We start from the raw sequence: 20936 nt of genomic DNA on the forward strand, positions 1-20936 counted from the left end.
TCAATGAAGCATTTGGCGTGAGCGGCAACGAGAGCACAAAAATGCGGAGTGATGAAACATGCAAGACAAGCACATGGCTTTGGTTGGCAGATTTTCCGCGATGGCTTCTCTGGCGATGCTTCTGGCAGCTTGTGCCGGCGGAGGCGCGCCGACGCCTCCCGGAAGGATCGGCGATACGCCGCCCTCCATTCTGGAAAGCCTGCCGCCAGCAGATGGCGACATTGGCACCACGGATCAGACCGACCCGGCCTTCCCGCCGACGTCCGACACCACGGGCCTGCCGCCGGCCTCGAGCATTCCGGGCACCCCTGCGGCTGGCCAGATAACCCAGTATCAGGCTCCGGCCTCCAAGGCGATGCTGACATTCGAACCGATGGTCGGAGCGCCAAATACGGTCGCCCGTGAGCTGTCCAAGGCGCTCGGCCTCAGGGTCGCGCAACAGGCACTGCCGGTCGTCACCCGGTCCGACCCCAAGGTCACCCATCGCGTCAAGGGATATTTCTCGGCCAGCAAGTCCGGTTCGGACTGTGTCGTCTCCTATGTCTGGGATATTTTTGATGCCAAGGGTAAACGGGTGAACCGCATCACCGGCACCCAGAAGACGCAAATGGTTTCAAGCGACCCATGGGAGAGTGTAACCGGCCCGGTTCTCGATCAGGTGGCCGTCGACACCGCCGCCAAGCTCAAAAGCTGGCACGCCAGCATCTAGTCCTCAAGACGGATGATAGAACATGAAAGCCGTGGTCTGCTCAACAAGCAGAGCACGGCTTTTTCCTTCAAGTAACGCAAGAAGTTCTGCATATTTTTTCAGCAAACTGAACAATATATAGGCAACATTGCCATATATACCTAAACAACAATCCAACAATTTAGAATTTTTCAAATTTATTTTTCATTTTTATCTTCACAATATGCGACAAAACGCCTCGTTATTGTCGATATAAAAATTATTAACTACAATTCAAAACAACAAAAATACCATTCCCCAAAATAGATAAATTTCCTAGGGGACTGGAATAATGAAATACTTCTTCCTATTCAAACGCAGTCTAATAAATCTTGTTCACGTAAGTAGTATAACGCTATTATTTGTTACTTGTTTATTCTCAGCAAATTCCGCTTTTGCCGATCCCGCCCTTGAAGCACGCATAGCCGAGTTGGAGAACCAGATCGCCCGTGGCATTGAAGCCCAGCAGATCAACTCAAACCATATCTGGACCATGACAGCAGCGGCTCTGGTGCTGCTGATGCAGGTCGGCTTCCTGCTGCTGGAAGGCGGCATGGTGCGATCCAAGAACTCCATCAACGTTGCCCAGAAAAACATCCTCGATCTTCTGATTTCGGTCTCCCTGTTCTATCTCATCGGCTTTGGACTGATGTTCGGCGCCAGCCTGGGCGGCTGGGTCGGTTGGGAAACCAGCCTGTTTGCCTGGGACTCCTTCCCGGACTGGAATTACACATTCTTCGTCTTTCAGGCCGTGTTCGTCGGCACCTCGGCCACCATCGTTTCGGGGGCCGTTGCCGAGCGCATGACCTTTACCGGCTATCTGGCCAGCTCCGTGCTCATTTCCATGATCATCTATCCGGTCTTTGGCCACTGGGCCTGGGGCAACCTGCTTGAAGGCGACAATACCGCCTGGCTGGCCGACAAGGGCTTCATCGATTTTGCCGGATCGACTGTGGTCCACTCTGTCGGCGCATGGGTTGCGCTGGCTGGCATCATCATCATCGGGCCGCGCCTTGGACGGTTCAACAAGGACGGTTCGGTCAACAAGATTCAGGGCTATTCCATCGTGCTGGCCTCGGCCGGTGCCATCATCCTGCTGTTTGGCTGGATCGGTTTCAACGGCGGCTCCACCACGGCCGGCACTCCGGATTTCGCCCGCATCGTTGCCAATACGCTGCTCGCAGCCGTCTTCGGCGGCACTGTCGGCTTCCTGTTTGGCTGGGTCGTGGACGACGTCTTTGAGCCGAGCCGCTCCATCAACGGCATGCTCGGCGCGCTGGTCGCCATCACCGCTGGCTGCGACGCTGTCAATCCCCACGGCGCCGTCGCCATCGGCATCATCGCTGGCATCAGCGTCTGCGTCGCCGAGGATTTCATCGCCCACAGGCTGAGACTGGACGATGTTGTCGGCGCCGTTTCGGTTCATGGCGTGGGCGGTGCCCTCGGCACCCTGCTCGTGGCTCCCTTTGCGATCGACAGCAAGCTGGCCGCAGGCTCGCGCCTTGATCAGTTCCTCGTGCAGGGCCAAGCCGTTCTCATCTGCTTCTGCTGGGCCTTTTCCATGGCTTTCGTCATGTTCAAGCTCATCGATCTGGTTGTCGGTCTGCGCGTCAGCGTCGAAGACGAACTGCAGGGCCTCAACATCGCCGAACATGGCGCATCCCTTGGCACCGGCGAATTGCAGCGCAAGCTCATCGAGATGACAGAAGGCACCTGCGACCTGACCAGCCGCTTCGACGAAACCTCGGGGGATGAAATGGGCGAACTGGCCCAGGTGATCAACCCTTTCGTCAACAAGGTCCATCACCTCGTCTCCGAAATCTCGAAGCAGGCGGTGGCCGTCGATGAGACCTCACAGAATCTGGTCGAGATCTCGCAGGAATTCACCAGCAACTCGCAGATGCTGGCCAGCCATTCCAGCAGCATGCACAATGTGGTCTCCGGCGTGGAAACCCGCATCGGCTCGACCAAGGACATCTCCGGCCAGATGGCACGTTACGGTGAGGAGATCGTCACTTCTGCCAGAAACATGTCGGACGAGATCCGCGAGGTATCTACGACAGTTGGCGACCTTGCCCATTCCGTTCAGGCCATTGCCTCCAACGCCGACAATGCCTCGGAAATCTCGCTGAAGGCAGCGAACCTGTCGGAAAACGCCAACCGGACGATGGAGGCGCTGGTTGCTGCCTCCAGAGAGATCGACGTCGTCGTCCAGTTCATCATGAGCGTGGCCAATCAGACCAACCTGCTGGCCCTCAACGCCACCATCGAGGCCTCACGCGCCGGAGATGCTGGCAAGGGCTTTGCCGTCGTCGCCGATGAAGTCAAACAGCTGGCGGTCCAGACGTCCAAGGCAGTCGAGGAAATTCAGGCCAAGGTCACGCGCATCCAGAATGGCTCGAACAGTGCCCAGACTGGCATCGACGAGGTTTCCAAGATCATTCTGGCCATTCGGGAAGGCGTGGAAACCATCCGCGAGACGACTCACCAGCAGAGCCTTTCGACCTCCAACATTGCCCAGAGTACGTCGCACATCAGCAGCATGGCCGAGACCATGGCGCAGCGGATCACCGGCCTGTCGACGGGCATTGGCGAGATCTCGATGGCGGCCACCGACATGTCCTCCGCATCGTCCGGCCTGTCGGAGACCAGCCTGATCCTCAACGAACGGGCCAGAAGCGGCGAAACCAATGCCAGCCAGACAAGAGACCGGGCAAAATCGCTCAAGACCGTGTCGCAGAGCCTCGTGCAGTCGGTCGCGGAATTCAAGGTATAGAGCCCTTCCGAACAGAAAGGCTTAAGACTTTTCTATAGCACCCGGCGCCATCAGGGCCGGGTGGTGTTTTTTTGAGCGACTTTTCTGAAAAAAATGCACGGATGCACGTCACATAAACTTTACAATATGGGGGTTCCTTGTTTACAAGGCCCGTAGACTATTTCGCATCCTCCAGGAACGCGGCATCCACTCCATTCAATTTCTATCGATCAGTTTTTCAACCGTTGAAGCTTTCAATCGTTGAAAAGAAGATTGATCAATAGGGGCGCATAGGAGCCAACCCCCCGACCAACGGCTCCCCCAATCTTGCGAAGCGACAGGGCACAAGGTTCATGAAACTTCTCGCCGGCAATTCCAATCCGACTCTCACAAAACGCATTGCCGATTATCTCGGCATTGAAATCAGCGACGTTTCCGTAAGACGATTTGCGGATCAGGAAATCTTCATCGAGGTCCACGAAAATGTACGTGGTCAGGATGTCTTCGTGGTTCAGCCCACCTCCTACCCCGCAAACGACCATCTGATGGAACTGCTGATCCTGATCGACGCTCTGCGCCGTGCTTCGGCTCGTCGCATCACTGCAGTGGTCCCCTATTTCGGTTATGCGCGTCAGGACCGCAAACCGGGTCCCAGAACGCCGATTTCGGCCAAGCTGGTTGCCAACCTGATCTCCAACGCCGGAGCCGATCGCGTTCTGACGCTCGACCTGCATGCAGCCCAGATTCAGGGCTTCTTCGACATCCCGACGGACAACCTCTATGCCGCTCCCGTCTTCTCGCGTGACATTCTCGAACGCAACGAAGTCGAAGACGTCATGGTCGTCTCTCCCGACGTCGGCGGCGTGGTCCGTGCCCGCGCATTGGCAAAACGCATCGGCGCCCCGCTCTCCATCGTCGACAAGCGCCGTGAACGCGCAGGCGAATCCGAAGTGATGAACATCATCGGCGACGTATCGGGCCGCAACTGCGTGCTGGTCGATGACATCATCGATTCCGGCGGCACCCTGTGCAACGCGGCCGAAGCACTGATCAACAAGGGCGCGGCATCCGTGACCGCCTACATCACCCACGGCGTTCTGTCCGGTGGCGCAGTTGCCCGCATCACCTCCTCCAAACTGCGTGAACTGGTGATCACCGATTCCATCGAGCCGACCGAAGCGGTTCTGAACGCCCACAACATCCGCGTTCTGAGCGTCGCCAACCTGCTCGGCGAAGCCATCTCCCGCACGGCCAACGAACAGTCGGTCTCATCCCTGTTCGACTAAGGCCTTTGCCCCGCAAAGATCTGCGGAAGAGGCAAGACGCTCAAGTCAAAGGGCCACAGGTGGTTTGCCCGGCACCCCACCGACAGCCCGAAACAAAACAAGCCCGCAACGTTCCCCAACGCTGCGGGCTTTTGTTTTCTTTTGCCGCTATAACGAGCCCTTTCGCCGGCGGCCATGAAACGTGGTCTCGGCCTGCACCCCCGCTCCTTGCCCGTCCGTAGATCTATCGACATTGCGCACAAAATGCATATACTGGGCAAAATTAAGTAAATTTACCAATACGGAGTGATGCAACGACCATAGGGAGACAACGATGAGTAATCAGAAGATGGATACACTTGAAGAAACCCTCGATCCGCTTGACTGGAAAGCACTTCAAGACCTGGCACATCATATTGTCGACGACGCCGTTGCTCATATCAAAGACGTTCGAACCAGACCGGTCTGGCAGGAAATGCCTGCGGACGTTCGAGTATCCTTCACCCAACCAGCCCCTTTGCAGCCCAAACCCCTTTCAGACATTTATGCCGAGCTGAAAGAAACCCTGCTACCCTACTCCATGGGCAACATTCATCCCCGCTTCTGGATGTGGTTTATGGGCTCCGGCAGCTTTACCGGCGCGTTAGCCGAGTTTCTGGCCTCCGTTGACGGGTCCAACTTGGGAGCGGGCAATACCTCCGCGGCACTCATTGATCGACAGGTCGTCAATTGGCTCAAGCAGATGATGGGTTTCCCAGAGAGCGCCAGCGGTACACTCGTCAGTGGTGGCTCCATGGCCAACATCATCGGCCTAACCACGGCACGCAATGCGATGGCAGGCATCGATGTTAGGGCGGAGGGGATTACCGCGCTACCGAAACAGCTGCGGTTTTACGCATCGGATCAGGTCCACAGTTGTCATCAGCAGGCTGTCGAACTTCTGGGAATGGGCAACAATGCCCTGAGGCGCGTTCCATCATATCCGGATTTCACTATCAATATCAGCGCACTCAAGAAAATGATCTCAGAAGACCGGTCCGCCGGACACCTTCCGGCCTGCGTGATTGCAACGGCAGGAACTGTCAACACGGGTGCCATTGATGACCTGCCCTCCATAGCAGCCCTTTGCAAGGACGAACAGCTCTGGTTTCACGTCGATGGTTGTATCGGTGCGCTTGTTGCCATAGCACCGAAGAACCACCAGCTCGTCAATGGCATTGAAAAGGCGGATTCCCTCGCCCTTGATCCCCACAAATGGCTGCATGTGCCATTTGAAGCAGGCTGCGCCCTTATCCGCGACGCCAACACCCATCGCAACACCTTCGCCTTGCATCCAGAATATCTTGAGAACAAGCCCCGAGGGATCGCGGCAGCCGAATATCTCCATGACTACAATCTGCAAACTTCGCGGGCCTTCCGCGCCTTGAAAGTGTGGCTCGCCATCAAGGAGCAGGGTGTTGAGAAATTCGGCCGGCTGATCGATCAGAACATTGCACAGGCGCATTATCTCAGTCGATTGATCGGCAACACGGACCAACTGCACCTGATGGCCCCCACCACGATCAATATCGTGTGCTTTCGTTATGTCCGTCCGGCAGGGACAGAGGCTGAACTACGTGAATTGAATATGGAAATCATGCTGCAAATGCAGGAAAGTGGCATCGCAGCGTTTTCCGACACAACTGTCGAGGGACATCATTGCCTGCGGATTGCCATTTGCAACCACCGAACAAGATATGAAGACCTTGACCTGCTGGTAGACGAGGTCTTGCGTATCGGCGATCAGTTGGCCTCCTAGCGAGCACCTAGCTCAACGCATGAGCCATTCGCGCATTCTCGACGCAACACAGCCCCTCCGTAGTCTGGAATCCACCTAAATTATGCGTGGAATCCAGACCAGACGAACCAAAGCGGAAAGGAAGCCCGCGCCTGTCGCGAAAAATCGCAGATTTCTGCCTTGCCCCCGCTTGCCAATGGCCAATTGATGTCTTATAAGCCCTCCAGCTGCCTCTACACCCTTGGAGGAGTTGCAGCACCGGGGCCGAATGATCGGCCTTTTTTCTATTTTCAGGAGTATATCCAATGGCTAACTTTGAGTTCAAAGCAGAACGCCGTGACCGAGCCGGTAAGGGGTCCGCTCGTGCCCTGCGTCGCGAAGGCAAGATCCCTGCAGTCATCTATGGCGACAAGAAAGACCCGATCTCTGTGGCAATTCCCTACAAGGAAACAACCCTGCAGATCCAGAAAGGCGGCTTTCTGACCCACATCATCACCGTTGACGTTGACGGCGAAAAGATTCAGGTGATCCCGCGCGACTACCAGCTCGACGTTGTTCGTGACTTCCCGCTTCATGTCGACTTCCTGCGCGTTTCCAGCAGTACCATGATCACCGTTGGTGTTCCTGTTGAATTCATCAACGAAGAAGGCTGCCCGGGTCTGAAACGCGGTGGCGCCCTCAACATCGTACGTCGCGAAGTCGAAGTCGAATGCCCGGCAACCGCTATTCCGGAATCCTTCGTATTCGACCTGAAGGACGCAGATCTCGGCGACTCCATCCACATCTCGGCAATCACCCTGCCGGCTGGCGTTACCCCGACGATCACCGATCGCGACTTCACCATTGCTACCATCGCCGCACCGGCAGGCTTCAACGAGCCAGTTGAAGGCGAAGCAGAAGCAGACGCTGAATAATCGGTCCTGATTGTTCAGACCCACAAATTCGGGGTTCGGGAGGTTTCACCATGTATCTGCTTGTCGGACTTGGCAATCCCGGACCCCAATATGCTGGCAACCGCCACAATATCGGTTTCATGGTGATCGACGAGATTGCCCGTCAGCATAAGTTCGGCCCCTGGCGCCGCAAGTTTCAGGGCGAAATCAGCGAAGGCCAGATCGGCCCGCACAAGGTCCTCCTGCTCAAGCCAGCCACCTATATGAACGAATCCGGTCGCGCGATCTCGGAAGCTTGCCGCTTCTACAAGATCCCGCCTGAGGATGTGTTTGTCTATCACGATGAACTCGACCTCAACCCCGGCAAGGTCAAGGCAAAGCTGGGCGGCGGTGTTGCCGGACACAATGGCCTGAGGTCCACGGGCGCTCATATCGGCAACAACTTCCACCGCGTCAGGCTGGGCATCGGCCATCCGGGCCGGGACCGCGTGACCCAGTGGGTTTTGGGCGACTTTGCCAAGGCCGACAGGGAGTGGCTTGAGCCGGTTCTGGATGCCATCGCCCGCACCGTGCCAAGCATGCTCGACCACGATCTCGGCCGCTTCATGACAGACTTCAATCAGCATGTCGCTCCGCCGGTGAACGGTCACAAGAAATCGAAACCACAGTCCGCAAGCGCCGACGGCAAACCGCCCCGCCCCGGGGAGAAAGCCGCGTCCGGCAGCTCGGACAGCAGCAACAGGGGCAGCAGCAGCGCCCACTCCGGAGAAACACCGGAGACCCCCAAGAATGCGATGGCCGAGGCGCTCAAGCGTCTGGTCACCAGAAACAAGGATGAATAGCAATGGGCTTCAAATGCGGGATCGTGGGGCTGCCAAACGTCGGCAAATCCACTCTTTTCAATGCCTTGACAAAAACCGCGGCAGCGCAGGCTGCCAACTATCCCTTCTGCACCATCGAGCCGAACACCGGTGACGTTGCCGTGCCGGATCCGCGCATGGATGCCATTGCCAAGATTGCCGGCTCCAAGGAACTGATCCCGACGCGCCTGACCTTTGTCGACATCGCCGGTCTGGTGCGCGGCGCCTCCAAGGGCGAGGGTCTGGGCAACCAGTTTCTGGCCAACATTCGCGAAGTGGACGCCATCGTGCATGTGCTGCGCTGCTTTGAAGATGATGACATCACCCATGTCGAAGGCAAGATCGATCCGGTGACCGATGCAGAAACCGTTGAAACCGAATTGATGATCTCGGATATGGAAAGCCTTGAGCGCCGAGTCGCCAACCTGCGCAAGCGCGGCCAGACCGGTGACAAGGATGCCAAGCTACAGGCAGCCCTGATGGACCGCCTGTTGGAGTTGCTGCACGATGGCAAGCCCGGCCGGATGCTCGAGGTTGCCGATGATGAGGAGCGCAAGGCTGTCAACGGCCTCAACCTGCTGACGACCAAGCCGGTTCTCTACATCTGCAACGTCGACGAGGAAAGCGCAGCCACCGGCAACAAATTCTCGAAGGCTGTTGAAGAAATGGCTGAGAAGCAGGGTGCGGGCGCTGTCGTGATCTCGGCCGCCATCGAGGCTGAAATCTCCCAGCTTGACGCCGACGAGCAGGCAGAGTTTCTCGAAACCCTCAGCCTTGAAGAGCCAGGCCTTGATCGCATGATCCGTGCAGGCTACGACCTCTTGCACCTGATCACCTATTTCACTGCAGGCCCGAAAGAAACCCGCGCCTGGACCGTGACCCGCGGCTGCAAGGCCCCACAGGCTGCCGGTGTCATCCACACCGACTTCGAGCGCGGCTTCATTCGCGCCCAGACGATTGCCTACAACGACTATGTCACGCTCGGCGGCGAAACTGCAGCCAAGGAAGCCGGAAAGGCCCGCGACGAAGGCAAGGAATATGTCGTGCAGGACGGCGACGTCATGCTGTTCAAATTCAACACCTAGGCGCCCTGCCCGCAACCGACATGAAAAAGCCTGCCCGGTCGACCCGGGCAGGCTTTTTTGTTGAGCCATCAGCAAGAAAGGGATGCGAAGCCTCAATCCTTCGAATGCAGGGCCACCCAGTCGGCGAAAGCAGACGCGAACTTGGCAAGGAAGTCGCGCGTTCCGTCCTTGGTGATCTGGTCGTTTTCATCAAACAGATCCCCAAAGGTCCCGATGTAGGCTTCGGGCTGCTGCATGGTGGGCATATCGAGGAACGTCAGTGACTGGCGCAGGTGATGGTTGGCACCGAAGCCGCCGATCCCACCCAGCGAGCCGGAAACCACACCGGCAGACTTGCCAGCCCAGACGTTTTGGCCATAAGGACGCGAGCCCACATCAAGCGCATTCTTGATCGGCGCAGGAACAGACCGGTTAAACTCTGGGGTTACAAAGAGCACACCATCAGCTGGCGCCATGGAAGCGCGGAAAGCTTTCCATTCTTCCGGTGCATTCTCGTCATCAAGGTCCGTGTTGTAGAAGGGCAGATTGCCAACCTCGACGAAACGGAAGGACAGATTGTCCGGCGCAAGATTGACGATGGCGTTGGCAACCTTGCGGTTGATGGAAGCCTTTCTCAAGCTGCCGACAATCACTGCAATATCATATTGGTCTTTCATGGCACTCTCCTGAAATTCAAAAAGTCTCAATAAGCGACGCCCATTCGACTCGTAACGGGCGATGAACCGTTTGTTGATCTTTATGTGGGGTCTTGGAACCAACGGTTCAAAGGCCCGGAAGTTCCAAGGACCCCATGCCTGCCATGAAATATTTTCATTGGTGAGCCGATTGACTCAGACGGCTTCGCACTCAATGACAAGAAGCCTCAGATCTGTGCCTGTGGCTCGCATCCATAGGCCCGCATGAAGGCCGCCACGGCCGTATCAACGGCCTCGTCAAACTCCAGATAGGGTGGACAGCGATACATGATCGGCTCGGCGATGCCACACTCAAGAAGCCCCTTGAGATGCAGACTGAGGATCTTGGCAGATGGCCCGGCAAGCAACCCCCGATTTATCTTGTCGGCAAGATAGGCCTCCACCTCAGCCCACCCTCTAACCTGACCGTTCTTGTAGATCTCCTGCGACAGCTTGCCTGAGAATTCCTCTGAGACGGCACTACGAAACAGCGCAAACACTTCCTCGTTGGTGATGAACTCCAGATAGTTGCGGCCAAAGTTTCGCAGAAGTTCGGTCAGTTCCGCATCCGCATTTTCTTCGAGGACCAGAAACACCTCCTGCCCCCTCTCATCGAGAGACTGCATCAGGACAGCAGCAAACAGCTCTTCCTTAGAGCTAAAGTAACTATAAAGTGTAGCTTTCGATCCGCCCAGCTCAGCCGAAATGGCGGCCATACTGGCACCGTGATAGCCGTTCTGGCCGAAGATTTTGGCGGCTACCCGCAGAATCTCCTGCCTTTTCTCATCCGTTTTGACCCGCATGCGACACACTCCTTAAGTGAACACCACAGTACAGTTTTAGCTTGACTGTTGCAAGACAAGAATATAACTAAAACGAACTGTACGGTTTACCGCCTCACTTAGACTGGACCTCCCAACCATGCCGCTTTTCCATCTGAAGAAACGACGCTCCACGCCTATGGCCGTTGGCATTCTTTGCCTGCTGGCTGGCTGCGCCATCCCCCCAAAAGACACCCCGCTTTCCGAACTCAAGCCCGTCAGCGCCTATCAGACTGGAAAGTCCTTTCACGCCTCAACCGCCCAGTGGCCCTCCGATCACTGGTGGGAAGTCTACAGGGACAGACAGCTCGATCAGTTGATGCAGGAAGGGTTGGCCGAGGCCAATGACATCCGGTTGGCCGAAGCCCGCCTCAAGCTGGCCCAAGCCGCGACCAGCATGTCCCGATCGAGCCTGTTCCCCACCCTTGGCGCCCACGCCTCTGCGGATCAGGAACGCCAGAGCTATCACTATCTGATGGACGAAGCCTTTGTGCCACAAGGCTGGAACGACGGCGGCATCGCCACACTCAACTTCAACTGGGAAATCGACTTCTGGGGCAAGAACCGCGCCGCGCTTGCGGCCACTAAGGGTGAACAACATGCCGCCGAAGCGGAAGCCGCCGCCGCCCGTCTGGCCGTCTCCTCCGGCATAGCCGGTGCCTATGCCCAGCTCGCCTCGCTTTATGCTAGCCGTGATGCCGCTTCAAGTGCCCTGCGAGTGCGCAATGACAGCCTGAAGCTGATGCAATCGCGCTACAACCAGCAGCTCGAAAACGAGAGCGCATTGGAGCGGGCCAAGTCCAACCAGCAGAACACCATCGCCGGTCTTGCGGAAATTGACGAGGCGATTGCCCTTGCAAAGAACCAGATGGCTGCCCTTCTCGGCAAAGGGCCGGATCGTGGCCTTGCCATCGAGCGCCCGCGGATCAGAGGCGGCCACTATTATGGCTTGCCGAAAGAATTGCCGCTCGATCTTCTCGGCAGGCGCCCCGACATAGTGGCTGCGCGTCTGAGGGCGGAAGCCTCGATCAAGCGGATCGAGGAAGCCAAGGCCACCTTCTATCCAAACGTCAACCTGACGGCGATGATCGGCAGACAGGCGCTGGGCCTCGATCTGCTGCAGAAGCAGGATGCAACCCTTGGCTCGATCGGACCTGCCGTGTCGCTGCCAATCCTCGACGGCGGACGACTGAGAGCTGGTTACGCCCGCTCGAAAGCCAGCCAGGAAATGGCTGTTGCGACCTATGACCAGACTCTCGTCAGAGCCCTCAAGGATGTGGCCGACGCGGTGGTCAGCAAACGCCAGCTTTCCATACGCCTCGATGCCACACAGAAAGCCGTCAAGGCGGCCCAGAATGCCTACGACATTGTCAAGAACCGCTATGAAGGCGGCCTTGCAACCTATCTTGAAGTCCTAGCCGCCGAAGACGCCATGATTGGCGCCCGCGGTGCCGCGGCAGCGTTGCAAGCGCGGAGTTTTGCGCTTGATGTACAGTTGGTCCGAGCTCTTGGTGGAGGCTTCCGCGAAATGGAGAAAACCAAGTGAACGATATGAGTAAAGTTTCTGCAGAGAGCAAGCGCGACAGCAATGTCGAGAAGATCTTCGACGAGCCAAACAGCGTGCCCCCGAAGAAGAGCAAACGCTGGCCGATGTTTCTGGGCCTGTTCGTCGCCGTTGCTGCGGTGTCCGGCGCCTATTATGCCTATGATACGCTCTATGGCTCCAAGCACGTGGTCACCGACAACGCCTATGTCGGCGCCGACATAGCCAACATCACGCCATTGATCGCCGCTCCGGTCACTGAAGTGCACGTCAGCGATACCCAGCATGTTGCCAAGGGCGACGTCCTCGTGGTGCTGGACGACACTGACGCCGCGCTGCATCTCAAGCAGGCCGAAGCCGGCTACCAGCAAGCCCTGCGTGCCGTAAAGGCACTCAATGCAACCGACAAGACGCTTCTGGCCCAGATCGAGGGTCGCAAGGCCGACCAGCAGCGTGCCGAGGCTCAATACACAATGGCTGAGGCAAACTTTGCCAAGGCCAAGATCGACCTTGAACGGCGCCAGACCCTGGTTGAAAACGGCTCCGTCTCTGGCGACGAACTGACCATGGCCGAAACCGCCTTCAAGAATGCCGAAGCCAATCTCGGTGCAGCAGAAGCCTCTCTGGCAGCCGCCCGCGCAGGACTTGAAGCCGCTCAGGGCCAGCAGATGGCCAACGCCGCCATGATCGAAGGTGCCACCGTGGAAGAAAACCCGCAGGTACTCGTCGCCAAAGCCCAACGTGATCAGGCTCAGGTCAATCTTGACCGCACCATCATCCGCTCACCAGTTGACGGCGTTGTCTCCATGCGCCGGGTTCAGGTTGGTGAACGGGTTCAGCCGGGCATGCGCCTGATGGTCGTCGTGCCACTCAATGAAGTCTATGTCGATGCCAACTTCAAGGAAGTGCAGCTTGAAAAAGTCAAGGCCGGACAGCCGGTGATCCTGCATTCGGACCTCTATGGCGACGACGTCGAGTTCCACGGCACCGTTGTCGGCTTTTCCGGTGGTACAGGCGCGGCCTTCTCCGCGGTACCCGCCCAGAACGCTACCGGCAACTGGATCAAGGTCGTCCAGCGCCTGCCGGTCCGCGTCGCTCTCGACCCGGAACAGCTGAAAGACCACCCGCTGGAAGTGGGGCTGTCCATGGAAGCCGACATTCGCGTTGCTGAATAGACGGACATAGAGGACACGAAAAGATGATGAACGACGACAGCAAAAGCCGGCCCCTGACGGGGGCCAGCCTGCTCATTGCTGCGCTGGCCATCGGCACCGGCAACTTTCTGGTCGTGCTCGACAGCACGATTGCGAATGTGTCGGTGCCCACCATCGCCGGATCGTTGGGTGTGTCCATGTCACAGGGTACATGGGTCATCACCTCCTATGCGGTGGCCGAGGCCATCACAGTTCCCCTGACCGGCTGGCTGGCGATGAAATTCGGCGCCGCACGCACCTTCATTTTCTGCTTTTTCGCCTTTGCGCTTGTCTCCCTTTACTGCGGCATGGCCAATTCGCTCAACTCGCTCATTCTCGGGCGTGTGCTGCTCGGTCTGGTCGGCGGCCCTATCATGCCACTATCCCAGATGCTACTGATGCGGATCTTCCCGAAAGAGAAGGCAACTGCCGCCTCGGTGCTGTGGGCCATGACGACGCTGATCGGACCGATTGCCGGGCCGATTCTGGGTGGTATCATCTGCGACAGCTACGGCTGGCAGTGGATCTTTCACATCAAGGTGCCAGTGGCCATCATCGGTGGTCTGGTGGTCTGGGCCTTCCTGCGCCATCAACCCGATCCGAAAGCCAAGGCCAAGATCGACGCGGTTGGTCTGGGACTGTTGATTGTCTGGGTTGGTGCGCTGGAAGTGATGCTCGAGGAAGGTCGCGACAAGGACTGGTTCTCCTCACCGGAAATCTGCATTCTGGGGGCGGTTGCGCTGATCGGCTTTCTGGCTTTCCTGATCTGGGAACTGACCGACGAAAACCCGATTGTCGATCTGCGCATCTTCCGCCACAGGGGCTTTACGGCGGCCTCCATCACCTTTGCAGGGGGCTTTGCCGCCTTCTTCGCTTCGGTGGTGATCCTGCCTCTATGGCTGCAGCAGAACATGGGCTACACAGCCACCTGGGCTGGCTATGCCACCGGCATCATGGGCGTTCTGGCGATGGTCTCGGCCCCCATTGTCGGCAAGGTTGTCGAAGTGGTCGATGCCCGCATCATCCTCTCGACCGGACTTCTCGGCCTCGGGGCCATGATGGCCTGGCGCATGACCTTCAACGGCGATGTCACCTTCCTGCAAATGGCATGGCCAACGCTGTTTACCGGCCCGTTCATGGTGATGTTCTTCGTCCCCGTCACAGGCCTGGCGCTGGCAACCGTGGAGCCGCACGAACAGGCCAACGCCGCTGGTCTTTCCAACTTCATGCGGACCCTCGCCGGTGCCTTTGCCACCTCGCTGGTGCAGACCCAATGGCAGAACACCGCCCGCGTCAAGCAGAACGAGCTGGTTAACATGATGCCCAATACCGACCGGGTCATCGCCGACATGGTGCAGGGCGGCATGTCCCACGAGGCCGCAGTCGGCAGCCTCAGCTACACGATCTATCATCAGAGCGTGCTGCTCTCCACCTTGGAGATGTTCGGCATCATCACGGTGGTGTTCGGGCTGGCAGCCCTGCTGCCATGGCTCGCTCCCCGCGCCAATATCGTGGATCATCAGCATCATCACTAGCGGCCAGGCCCTGTTCCTCGCCACTGCAAACAACAAGCCCGCCCCGAGAGGTCATCCCCGGGACGGGCTTTTCACATCATGCCATTGCGTCGCGATCAGATATCGCCGCAGAGACAGACGCTGATACCGAGCGCTTCGGCAAGTGCTGCGCGCATGTTGATTGCCCGTCTTGCAGCAGCTTCGTCATCGGCATAGACCACCTGGATGTGGTTGGCCTTGTGCCGTCCCATCATGGTGTCGCGATCAACCCCGCTGAGCGTGGCATTCATGATCGGCCACGGATAGTCGGTTGCCCGGCTGCGACGTTCACATTCTTCTGGCGTCAGTTCGTGGGCCTTGCCGCGGCCGATATCCAGATGCAGCTTGTTGTCTTCGACAAAGATGCGGCTCCAGATGATGTCACCCGCCTTGGCATAGCCCTTGATGGTACCACCACCGGCCGGGAAGAACATCGGCGTCTGGCGGTAGCTTTCCGAACCGGCCCAGCCGCCCTTGTTGTGGGCGGGAGGCACAGCACCTGAGATCTCGAACACCCAGACAAACTCGTCCACGGTGCCGCCCTCGTCCTTGTCGCCCCAGCGGATGTCATGCAGCGTCGTCTCGATCGGCTGCCCCAGTTCCTTGTGCACCCGGTTGATCATCAATGCGTCGAGCGCCACGCACTCGTCGACCTCGTTGAAATGGACAATCGGCTCGCCATTGCGAATGATCGAGCCGTCAGCGCGGGAAACCGGCGGACGGTCGGAGTTGTTCAGCATCCCCTCGATGAGGTCGGAGGCTGGCCAGAGATCCTTCAGGCCCTGCTGATACTGGATACCTACAGCTGCACAGCCAAACTGGTCGGCAAGCCGTACCGCAGCGATATACATCCGGCACTGGTCGATAACCTGATCCTCTGTCAGCTCGCTCTTCGGGTCGGAGCCGAGATGGAAGGTCATGCCCTTATCGACCATCCACTGATAGGCGGCCCTGCCCTCCTCGACTGGCACCTGGGTCGCCGCGAAGTAGAGCGCGGACTGGGACATGCGTTCCTTGAAGATGCCCATCGGCATCAGCAGCTCATCGGGAATGAGTGCATTATACATGCCCATGCAGCCTTCATCGAAGACACCCATGATCAGCTTGTCCTTGCGCCATTCGGCAGCAATCCTGCCAGCCAGTGCCTTGTCCTCGGCGGCAACAGAAGCGGTATCAAACGACTTTACGTGGGATTGGTCGTGAATGACTTCTCCCGTCTCCAGCCAGCTCTTGAGGCCATCAAGGAAGAAGCCATCCTCGAAATCCTTGCTCCAGAGCGTTGAATATTTGACACCAGCCTTGGTCAGGGAACCATTGAGGTTGAGCATGCCGACCAGCCCCGGATACTGGCCCGACCAGTTGGCCACGGTCAGGATCGGTCCCTTGTGGGTCGTCAGGCCCGGCAACACATGGTGGGAATACTGCCAGACAGCCTCTGCCACGATCAGCGGCATTTCCGGGTCGATCCCGGCAAACACATCCATCCCCTCACGCTGGGACGAGATGAACCCGTGGCCCTCGGCCTTCACCGGATGGGCGCGCCAAAGCTCATGCCCCATACCGGCCAGAACCGAGGCCAGCTTGTCCTCCATGGCCTTCTGGGCTGCCCAGCAGGTCGTGTTGGCACTTTCACGCAAATCTCCGCTCACAACGAGCGCTATCTTGGTCATATCAAGACCCTCCTCTCCAAATAGCTCGACACCCGGCAGGCAATCCCGCCGAGCGTCCCGTCTCGTTCCGCCCTTGCGGAAAACCTATCGCTTATTCGCAATCACCAGCTGGTGAAGCCACCATCCAGAACAAGGTTTGCACCGGTCATGTAGGACGACGCATCAGAGCCGAGGAAGTGAATGATCGGGCTGAACTCCTCGATATTGGCCTGACGCCCCATCGGTACGCGCTGCAGGAAGGCATCAATGAATTCCTTGTCGAACGAGCCGGTTTTCACGCCGCCATAGGTGACAAGATTCACGCGAACGCCCTTCTTGGCCCAGTAGGTGGCCAGATAACGGGTCATGTTGATGAGGCCCGACTTGGACGCAGCATAGGAAATGGCCTTGATGAACGGCTTGCCATCGCGTTCTTCACGATAGGCATAGAGAGCCTGGTTCGGGGAGACCATGCCATACATAGAGCCGATGTTGATGATCGAGCCCTTGCCTGCTTCAGCCATCTTGGAGCCAACAACCTGCGAGGTCAGCATGACGCCGGTCAGGTTGGTTTCGATGATGTCGTCCCAATATTTCTTCGGATAGACTTCGAACGGAGCGTTCTGGTCCGCGTCACCATCAGGCTTGGAGTCGATGCCGGCGTTGTTGACCAGAATGTCGGGCACGCCCCAATCCTTGATCAACTGTTCGGTCGCGGCTTCAAGGGCGTCCTTGTCCTTGACGCTGGCAACATAGACCTTGATGTTGTCTTCGAGGCCGGGGAATTTCTCCGCGATCTGTTCCTTGCTGAACGGGCGGCGGGAATAGATGGCAACCTTGGCGCCAGCCTGGGCAAGCGTGGTGCAGAGCTGGGTCCCGATCTGGCCCAGACCGCCGGTCACGATGGCAACGCGCCCTTCAACGGAAAACGGATTATACATTGGGTAGTCCTTTCGATATTGACTTTCGGGCCGCCAGTTTCATCGGCCCTGTATTTGTTCTTGCATTCACGCGTCGCCGGACCGTGTCTGGGCAACGTCCTTGGCATTTTCAATGAGGGCCTTGCGCCGCCGCTCGGCATCCCCACTCAACCAGCGCCGAACCGACTTGATCACCGAGAACAGGAAGATGGCACAAATCAGCAGTCCCAGCCCGCAGGCGATCGGGCGTTCAAAAAAGCCCAGCAAATTGCCGTTGGTGATCTGCATCGACATGATGAAGTTGCGTTCCAGAACCGGCCCGAGCACAAGGCCCAGAATGACCGGCGCAATGGGGAAGCCGTTGCGCTCCATCAGATAGCCGACAACACCGGCAATCAGCATGATCCAGACACCGTAAAGGGTGTTGTTGACCGCATAGGAGCCAAGGAAGCAGCAGATCAGGATGATCGGCACGATCACCGAACGGGGGATCGAAAGCACGTGCCGGGCAATCTTGATGGCCACATAGCCAAGCGGAAACAGCAGCAAGTTGGAGACGAAGAAGGTCATGATGATGGCCGTCGGCATCGTCGGGTTTTCAACGAACAGACGTGGTCCGGGGGCAACCCCCTTCATGAACAGCACGCCAACCGCAATGGCCGTCACCGCGTCACCGGGGATACCGAACACCAGCGCCGGGATCCAGGCACTCGACAGTCCTGCATTGTTCGACGATGTGGCCTCGATCAGGCCTTCAGGGTGGCCTGTACCATATTTCTCCGGCGTCTTGGAGAAGCGACGGCTCATGCCATAGGCAATCCAGGCCGCCAGATCGCCACCAACCCCGGGCAAGGCGCCAACAGAGGTACCAAGAGCTGCGCCGCGAATGGCCGAGAAGGGATATTTGCGCAGCAGGCCGCCAATCCCCTTGAAGGGAACGATCTTGCCGATGTTGGGCATGGACTGCTCGCCGGTCTTGCTGGTGGTGAACCCGCGCAGGATCTCGGAGAAGGCAAACATGCCGATCATGACGGGAATGAAGGACACTCCCCCCATCAGCTCCAACTGACCAAAGGTGAAACGGGGCGCGCCGGTTGTCACGTCGAGGCCGACCGTGGCAATCAGCAGGCCGAACATCAGCGATACGAACCCGCGCGCCATGTTGCTGCCGCTCACCAGTGCACAGGTCAGAAGCCCAAGCACAGCCAGCCAGAAAAACTCGAAGCTGGAAAAATTGAGCGAAACCCGCGCCAGCAACGGCCCAGTGACCAGCAGCACGGTCGCACCGATCAGCCCCCCCATCGCCGAGAAGAAGAAGCCCAGTGACAAAGCCTGACTGGCCTTGCCATGCACGGTCATCTGGAAGGATTCATCGGTATAGGCAGCCGATGCAGGCGTGCCGGGAATACGTAGCAACGTGCCGGGGATATCACCTGCCGAAATGGCCATCGCCGTACTGGATACGATGAGGGCAATCGCCGGCAGCGGATCCATATAGAAGGTAATGGGGACAAGCAGCGCGGTCGACATGGTCGCCGTCAATCCGGGCAAGGCCCCGATGAACAGGCCATAGACCGCCCCGAAAAAGATGGCAATCAGCACGGCAGGCTGCATGACCACGCTTAGTGCCGAAGCCAGAATGTCAAAACTCATCATGGAAGGATTCCTCCCAGCAGCCCTGCGGGTAGAGGCACCAGTAGCCCCTTGGAAAAGCCGATGTAGAGCGCGGCCACCACAAAAATGGAAACGGCGGCAGTGGTTCTGGGACGGGTTCCCATCAAGGTCATCAACACGGCCATATAGATGACGCCCAGCAGCGGGAAGCCGATGTCTTCAAACAGCAGACCGCCCAGAATGAGCCCGCCAAGGCTCCAGATGGCGGCCAGCTTGTGGTGCAGGGAAACATTCCACTCGGAAATGTCCAGAAGCCTGTCGCGTTCCTTGGAGGCAAAGCCTCCGATGGCGATGGAAAGGCCAAGCCCGATCAGACAGAAGCCGATCAGGGATGGCATCAGGTCCGCACCGAACCTTACACCGGGGACAGTGGGGAGCCCGGAAGCCCCCCAAATCACCACCACTCCGAAGAGCAGTAACACAGGTCCAATGACCCGGTCGCTAATTCTCATGAGATACTCTCCGCGAGAGGCGTTATTTTGCCAGTCCGACAGCTTTCATGGTTTTGCCAAGGCCTTCATAGTCGGCCATGACGGTTGCCTTGAAGGTGTCAGCATCCTGATAGGCTACCGAGAAGCCGCGAGACTTCATGAAGTCCTTGAATTTTGCGTCTTCGGTAATGCCCTTGAGGGCTCCGGAGAGCGCTTCAATGACGTCCTTGGGCATGCCATCAGGACCGGCAAGACCGCGGAACGGCATTGGCGACCATTTGATGCCGAAGATTTCGTCGGTAGACGGAATGTCCGGGAACAACTCGCTGCGTTCACCGGAAATCAGGGCCAGCGTTTTCACTTCCCCTGCCTCGACCAGCGAACGGGCTTCAGCCGGAGAGGTGGAAACAACGTCAATGGCACCGGCAGCTATCTGCTGCATGGCAGGAGCTGAGCCGTCGGAAGCCACCCAGACGCTTGCGTCAGGAGCAATGTCGAGGGTGTTCAGAAGACCGGCCCATGCCAGATGGGACAGACCACCACGGTTGGCGCCCGAAGCGGTAATCTTGCCCGGATTTGCCTTGACCGCATCAATCAGGTCCTTGGCGGAACCATAGCTGGACTTGGTGGAAACGTTGATGCCGATGGCGTCGGCATTGTAGCGACCGATGAAATCATAGTCTTTTGGCGTGACGCCGGGCAGACCCTGGCTTTCATACATCGTGCTTTCGATGGTGATCACACCGAGGGTATAGCCATCCGGCTTGGCATTGGCAATTGCGGCATGGCCGACCAGACCACCGCCACCTGTGCGGTTGACGACGTTGAAGGGCTGACCGAAATGTTCCTGCAGATCAGCAGCAACCATACGGGCAGTGGCATCGGTGCCACCACCGGCAGACCATGGCACGATAATGGTGACGGCACGTTCCGGCCATGCAGCGAAGGCGCTGCCGGCAATTGTGCAAAGAGCCATTGCTGCGACAGATGTACGAACGATGCGCTTGAATTGTGGGCTCATATATTTAACCTCCCATAAGTATCCTCCCATACGTGCCTCGATCCCTCCGTGGCGCGTATAGATAACACTTGACTTATGACTCATGTCATGAGTAT

Annotated in this window: 17 protein-coding genes; 10 read left to right on the forward strand and 7 right to left on the reverse strand. The window is 57.9% G+C overall.

Annotation, left to right across the window (positions count from 1 at the left end; translation table 11 throughout):
* Nucleotides 1-58: 58 nt before the first annotated feature.
* From DSL70_RS12855 to ychF, 7 genes are all read left to right on the forward strand, one after another.
* Nucleotides 59-709 carry a hypothetical protein gene (locus DSL70_RS12855; protein ID WP_119308305.1) on the forward strand — a complete coding sequence of 217 codons (651 nt, stop codon included), beginning with the start codon at nt 59-61 and terminating at the stop codon, nt 707-709.
* Between the two features lie 448 nt (nt 710-1157).
* Nucleotides 1158-3503: an ammonium transporter gene (amt, locus tag DSL70_RS12860; RefSeq protein WP_162916664.1), complete on the forward strand. Its 2346-nt coding sequence runs from the start codon at nt 1158-1160 to the stop codon at nt 3501-3503.
* Between the two features lie 332 nt (nt 3504-3835).
* Nucleotides 3836-4768, forward strand: coding sequence for a ribose-phosphate pyrophosphokinase (locus DSL70_RS12865; RefSeq protein WP_119308307.1), 933 nt, complete (start codon nt 3836-3838; stop codon nt 4766-4768).
* A gap of 313 nt (nt 4769-5081) precedes the next feature.
* Nucleotides 5082-6545, forward strand: a complete 1464-nt coding sequence (locus tag DSL70_RS12870) for a pyridoxal phosphate-dependent decarboxylase family protein (RefSeq protein WP_119308308.1) — start codon at nt 5082-5084, stop codon at nt 6543-6545.
* Between the two features lie 284 nt (nt 6546-6829).
* Nucleotides 6830-7438 (forward strand): 50S ribosomal protein L25/general stress protein Ctc, encoded by a 609-nt coding sequence (locus tag DSL70_RS12875; RefSeq protein WP_119308309.1) that lies wholly within the window; start codon nt 6830-6832, stop codon nt 7436-7438.
* A gap of 50 nt (nt 7439-7488) precedes the next feature.
* Nucleotides 7489-8259: an aminoacyl-tRNA hydrolase gene (gene pth, locus DSL70_RS12880; RefSeq protein WP_119308310.1), complete on the forward strand. Its 771-nt coding sequence runs from the start codon at nt 7489-7491 to the stop codon at nt 8257-8259.
* Nucleotides 8260-8261: 2 nt separating this feature from the next.
* Nucleotides 8262-9362 carry a redox-regulated ATPase YchF gene (gene ychF / locus DSL70_RS12885; RefSeq protein WP_119308311.1) on the forward strand — a complete coding sequence of 367 codons (1101 nt, stop codon included), beginning with the start codon at nt 8262-8264 and terminating at the stop codon, nt 9360-9362.
* A gap of 92 nt (nt 9363-9454) precedes the next feature.
* Here ychF and DSL70_RS12890 read toward each other — a convergent pair whose 3' ends face one another.
* A complete protein-coding gene (locus DSL70_RS12890) occupies nt 9455-10018 on the reverse strand; it encodes an NADPH-dependent FMN reductase (RefSeq protein WP_119308312.1) in 564 nt (187 codons plus the stop codon).
* Between the two features lie 206 nt (nt 10019-10224).
* On the reverse strand, nt 10225-10839 hold the full coding sequence (locus DSL70_RS12895; protein ID WP_119308313.1) for a TetR/AcrR family transcriptional regulator: 615 nt from the start codon (nt 10837-10839) through the stop codon (nt 10225-10227).
* A 118-nt stretch (nt 10840-10957) separates the two neighbouring features.
* Here DSL70_RS12895 and DSL70_RS12900 point away from each other — a divergent pair, with 118 nt between their 5' ends.
* From DSL70_RS12900 to DSL70_RS12910, 3 genes are read left to right on the forward strand one after another with little or no spacing between them, the layout of a single operon-like run.
* Nucleotides 10958-12403, forward strand: a complete 1446-nt coding sequence (locus DSL70_RS12900) for an efflux transporter outer membrane subunit (RefSeq protein ID WP_119308314.1) — start codon at nt 10958-10960, stop codon at nt 12401-12403.
* A gap of 5 nt (nt 12404-12408) precedes the next feature.
* Nucleotides 12409-13575, forward strand: coding sequence for an HlyD family secretion protein (locus DSL70_RS12905; RefSeq protein WP_119308315.1), 1167 nt, complete (start codon nt 12409-12411; stop codon nt 13573-13575).
* Between the two features lie 23 nt (nt 13576-13598).
* Nucleotides 13599-15128: a DHA2 family efflux MFS transporter permease subunit gene (locus DSL70_RS12910; protein WP_119308316.1), complete on the forward strand. Its 1530-nt coding sequence runs from the start codon at nt 13599-13601 to the stop codon at nt 15126-15128.
* Nucleotides 15129-15223: 95 nt separating this feature from the next.
* On the opposite strand, the gene DSL70_RS12915 is transcribed toward DSL70_RS12910, so the two are convergent.
* From DSL70_RS12915 to DSL70_RS12935, 5 genes are all read right to left on the reverse strand, one after another.
* Complete coding sequence (locus DSL70_RS12915; protein ID WP_119308317.1) at nt 15224-16816, reverse strand: fucose isomerase; 1593 nt, start codon at nt 16814-16816, stop codon at nt 15224-15226.
* Between the two features lie 101 nt (nt 16817-16917).
* A complete protein-coding gene (locus DSL70_RS12920; protein WP_119308318.1) occupies nt 16918-17736 on the reverse strand; it encodes an SDR family oxidoreductase in 819 nt (272 codons plus the stop codon).
* A gap of 66 nt (nt 17737-17802) precedes the next feature.
* Nucleotides 17803-19371, reverse strand: a complete 1569-nt coding sequence (locus DSL70_RS12925) for a tripartite tricarboxylate transporter permease (RefSeq protein ID WP_205563247.1) — start codon at nt 19369-19371, stop codon at nt 17803-17805.
* On the reverse strand, nt 19368-19841 hold the full coding sequence (locus DSL70_RS12930) for a tripartite tricarboxylate transporter TctB family protein (protein ID WP_119308319.1): 474 nt from the start codon (nt 19839-19841) through the stop codon (nt 19368-19370). Before DSL70_RS12930 ends, DSL70_RS12925 begins: the two co-directional genes overlap by 4 nt.
* 22 nt (nt 19842-19863) lie before the next feature.
* Nucleotides 19864-20841 carry a Bug family tripartite tricarboxylate transporter substrate binding protein gene (locus DSL70_RS12935; protein ID WP_119308320.1) on the reverse strand — a complete coding sequence of 326 codons (978 nt, stop codon included), beginning with the start codon at nt 20839-20841 and terminating at the stop codon, nt 19864-19866.
* Nucleotides 20842-20936 lie beyond the last annotated feature (95 nt).

Origin of the sequence: Cohaesibacter haloalkalitolerans, assembly GCF_003574655.1 — a bacterium.
Lineage (GTDB): Bacteria > Pseudomonadota > Alphaproteobacteria > Rhizobiales > Cohaesibacteraceae > Cohaesibacter > Cohaesibacter haloalkalitolerans.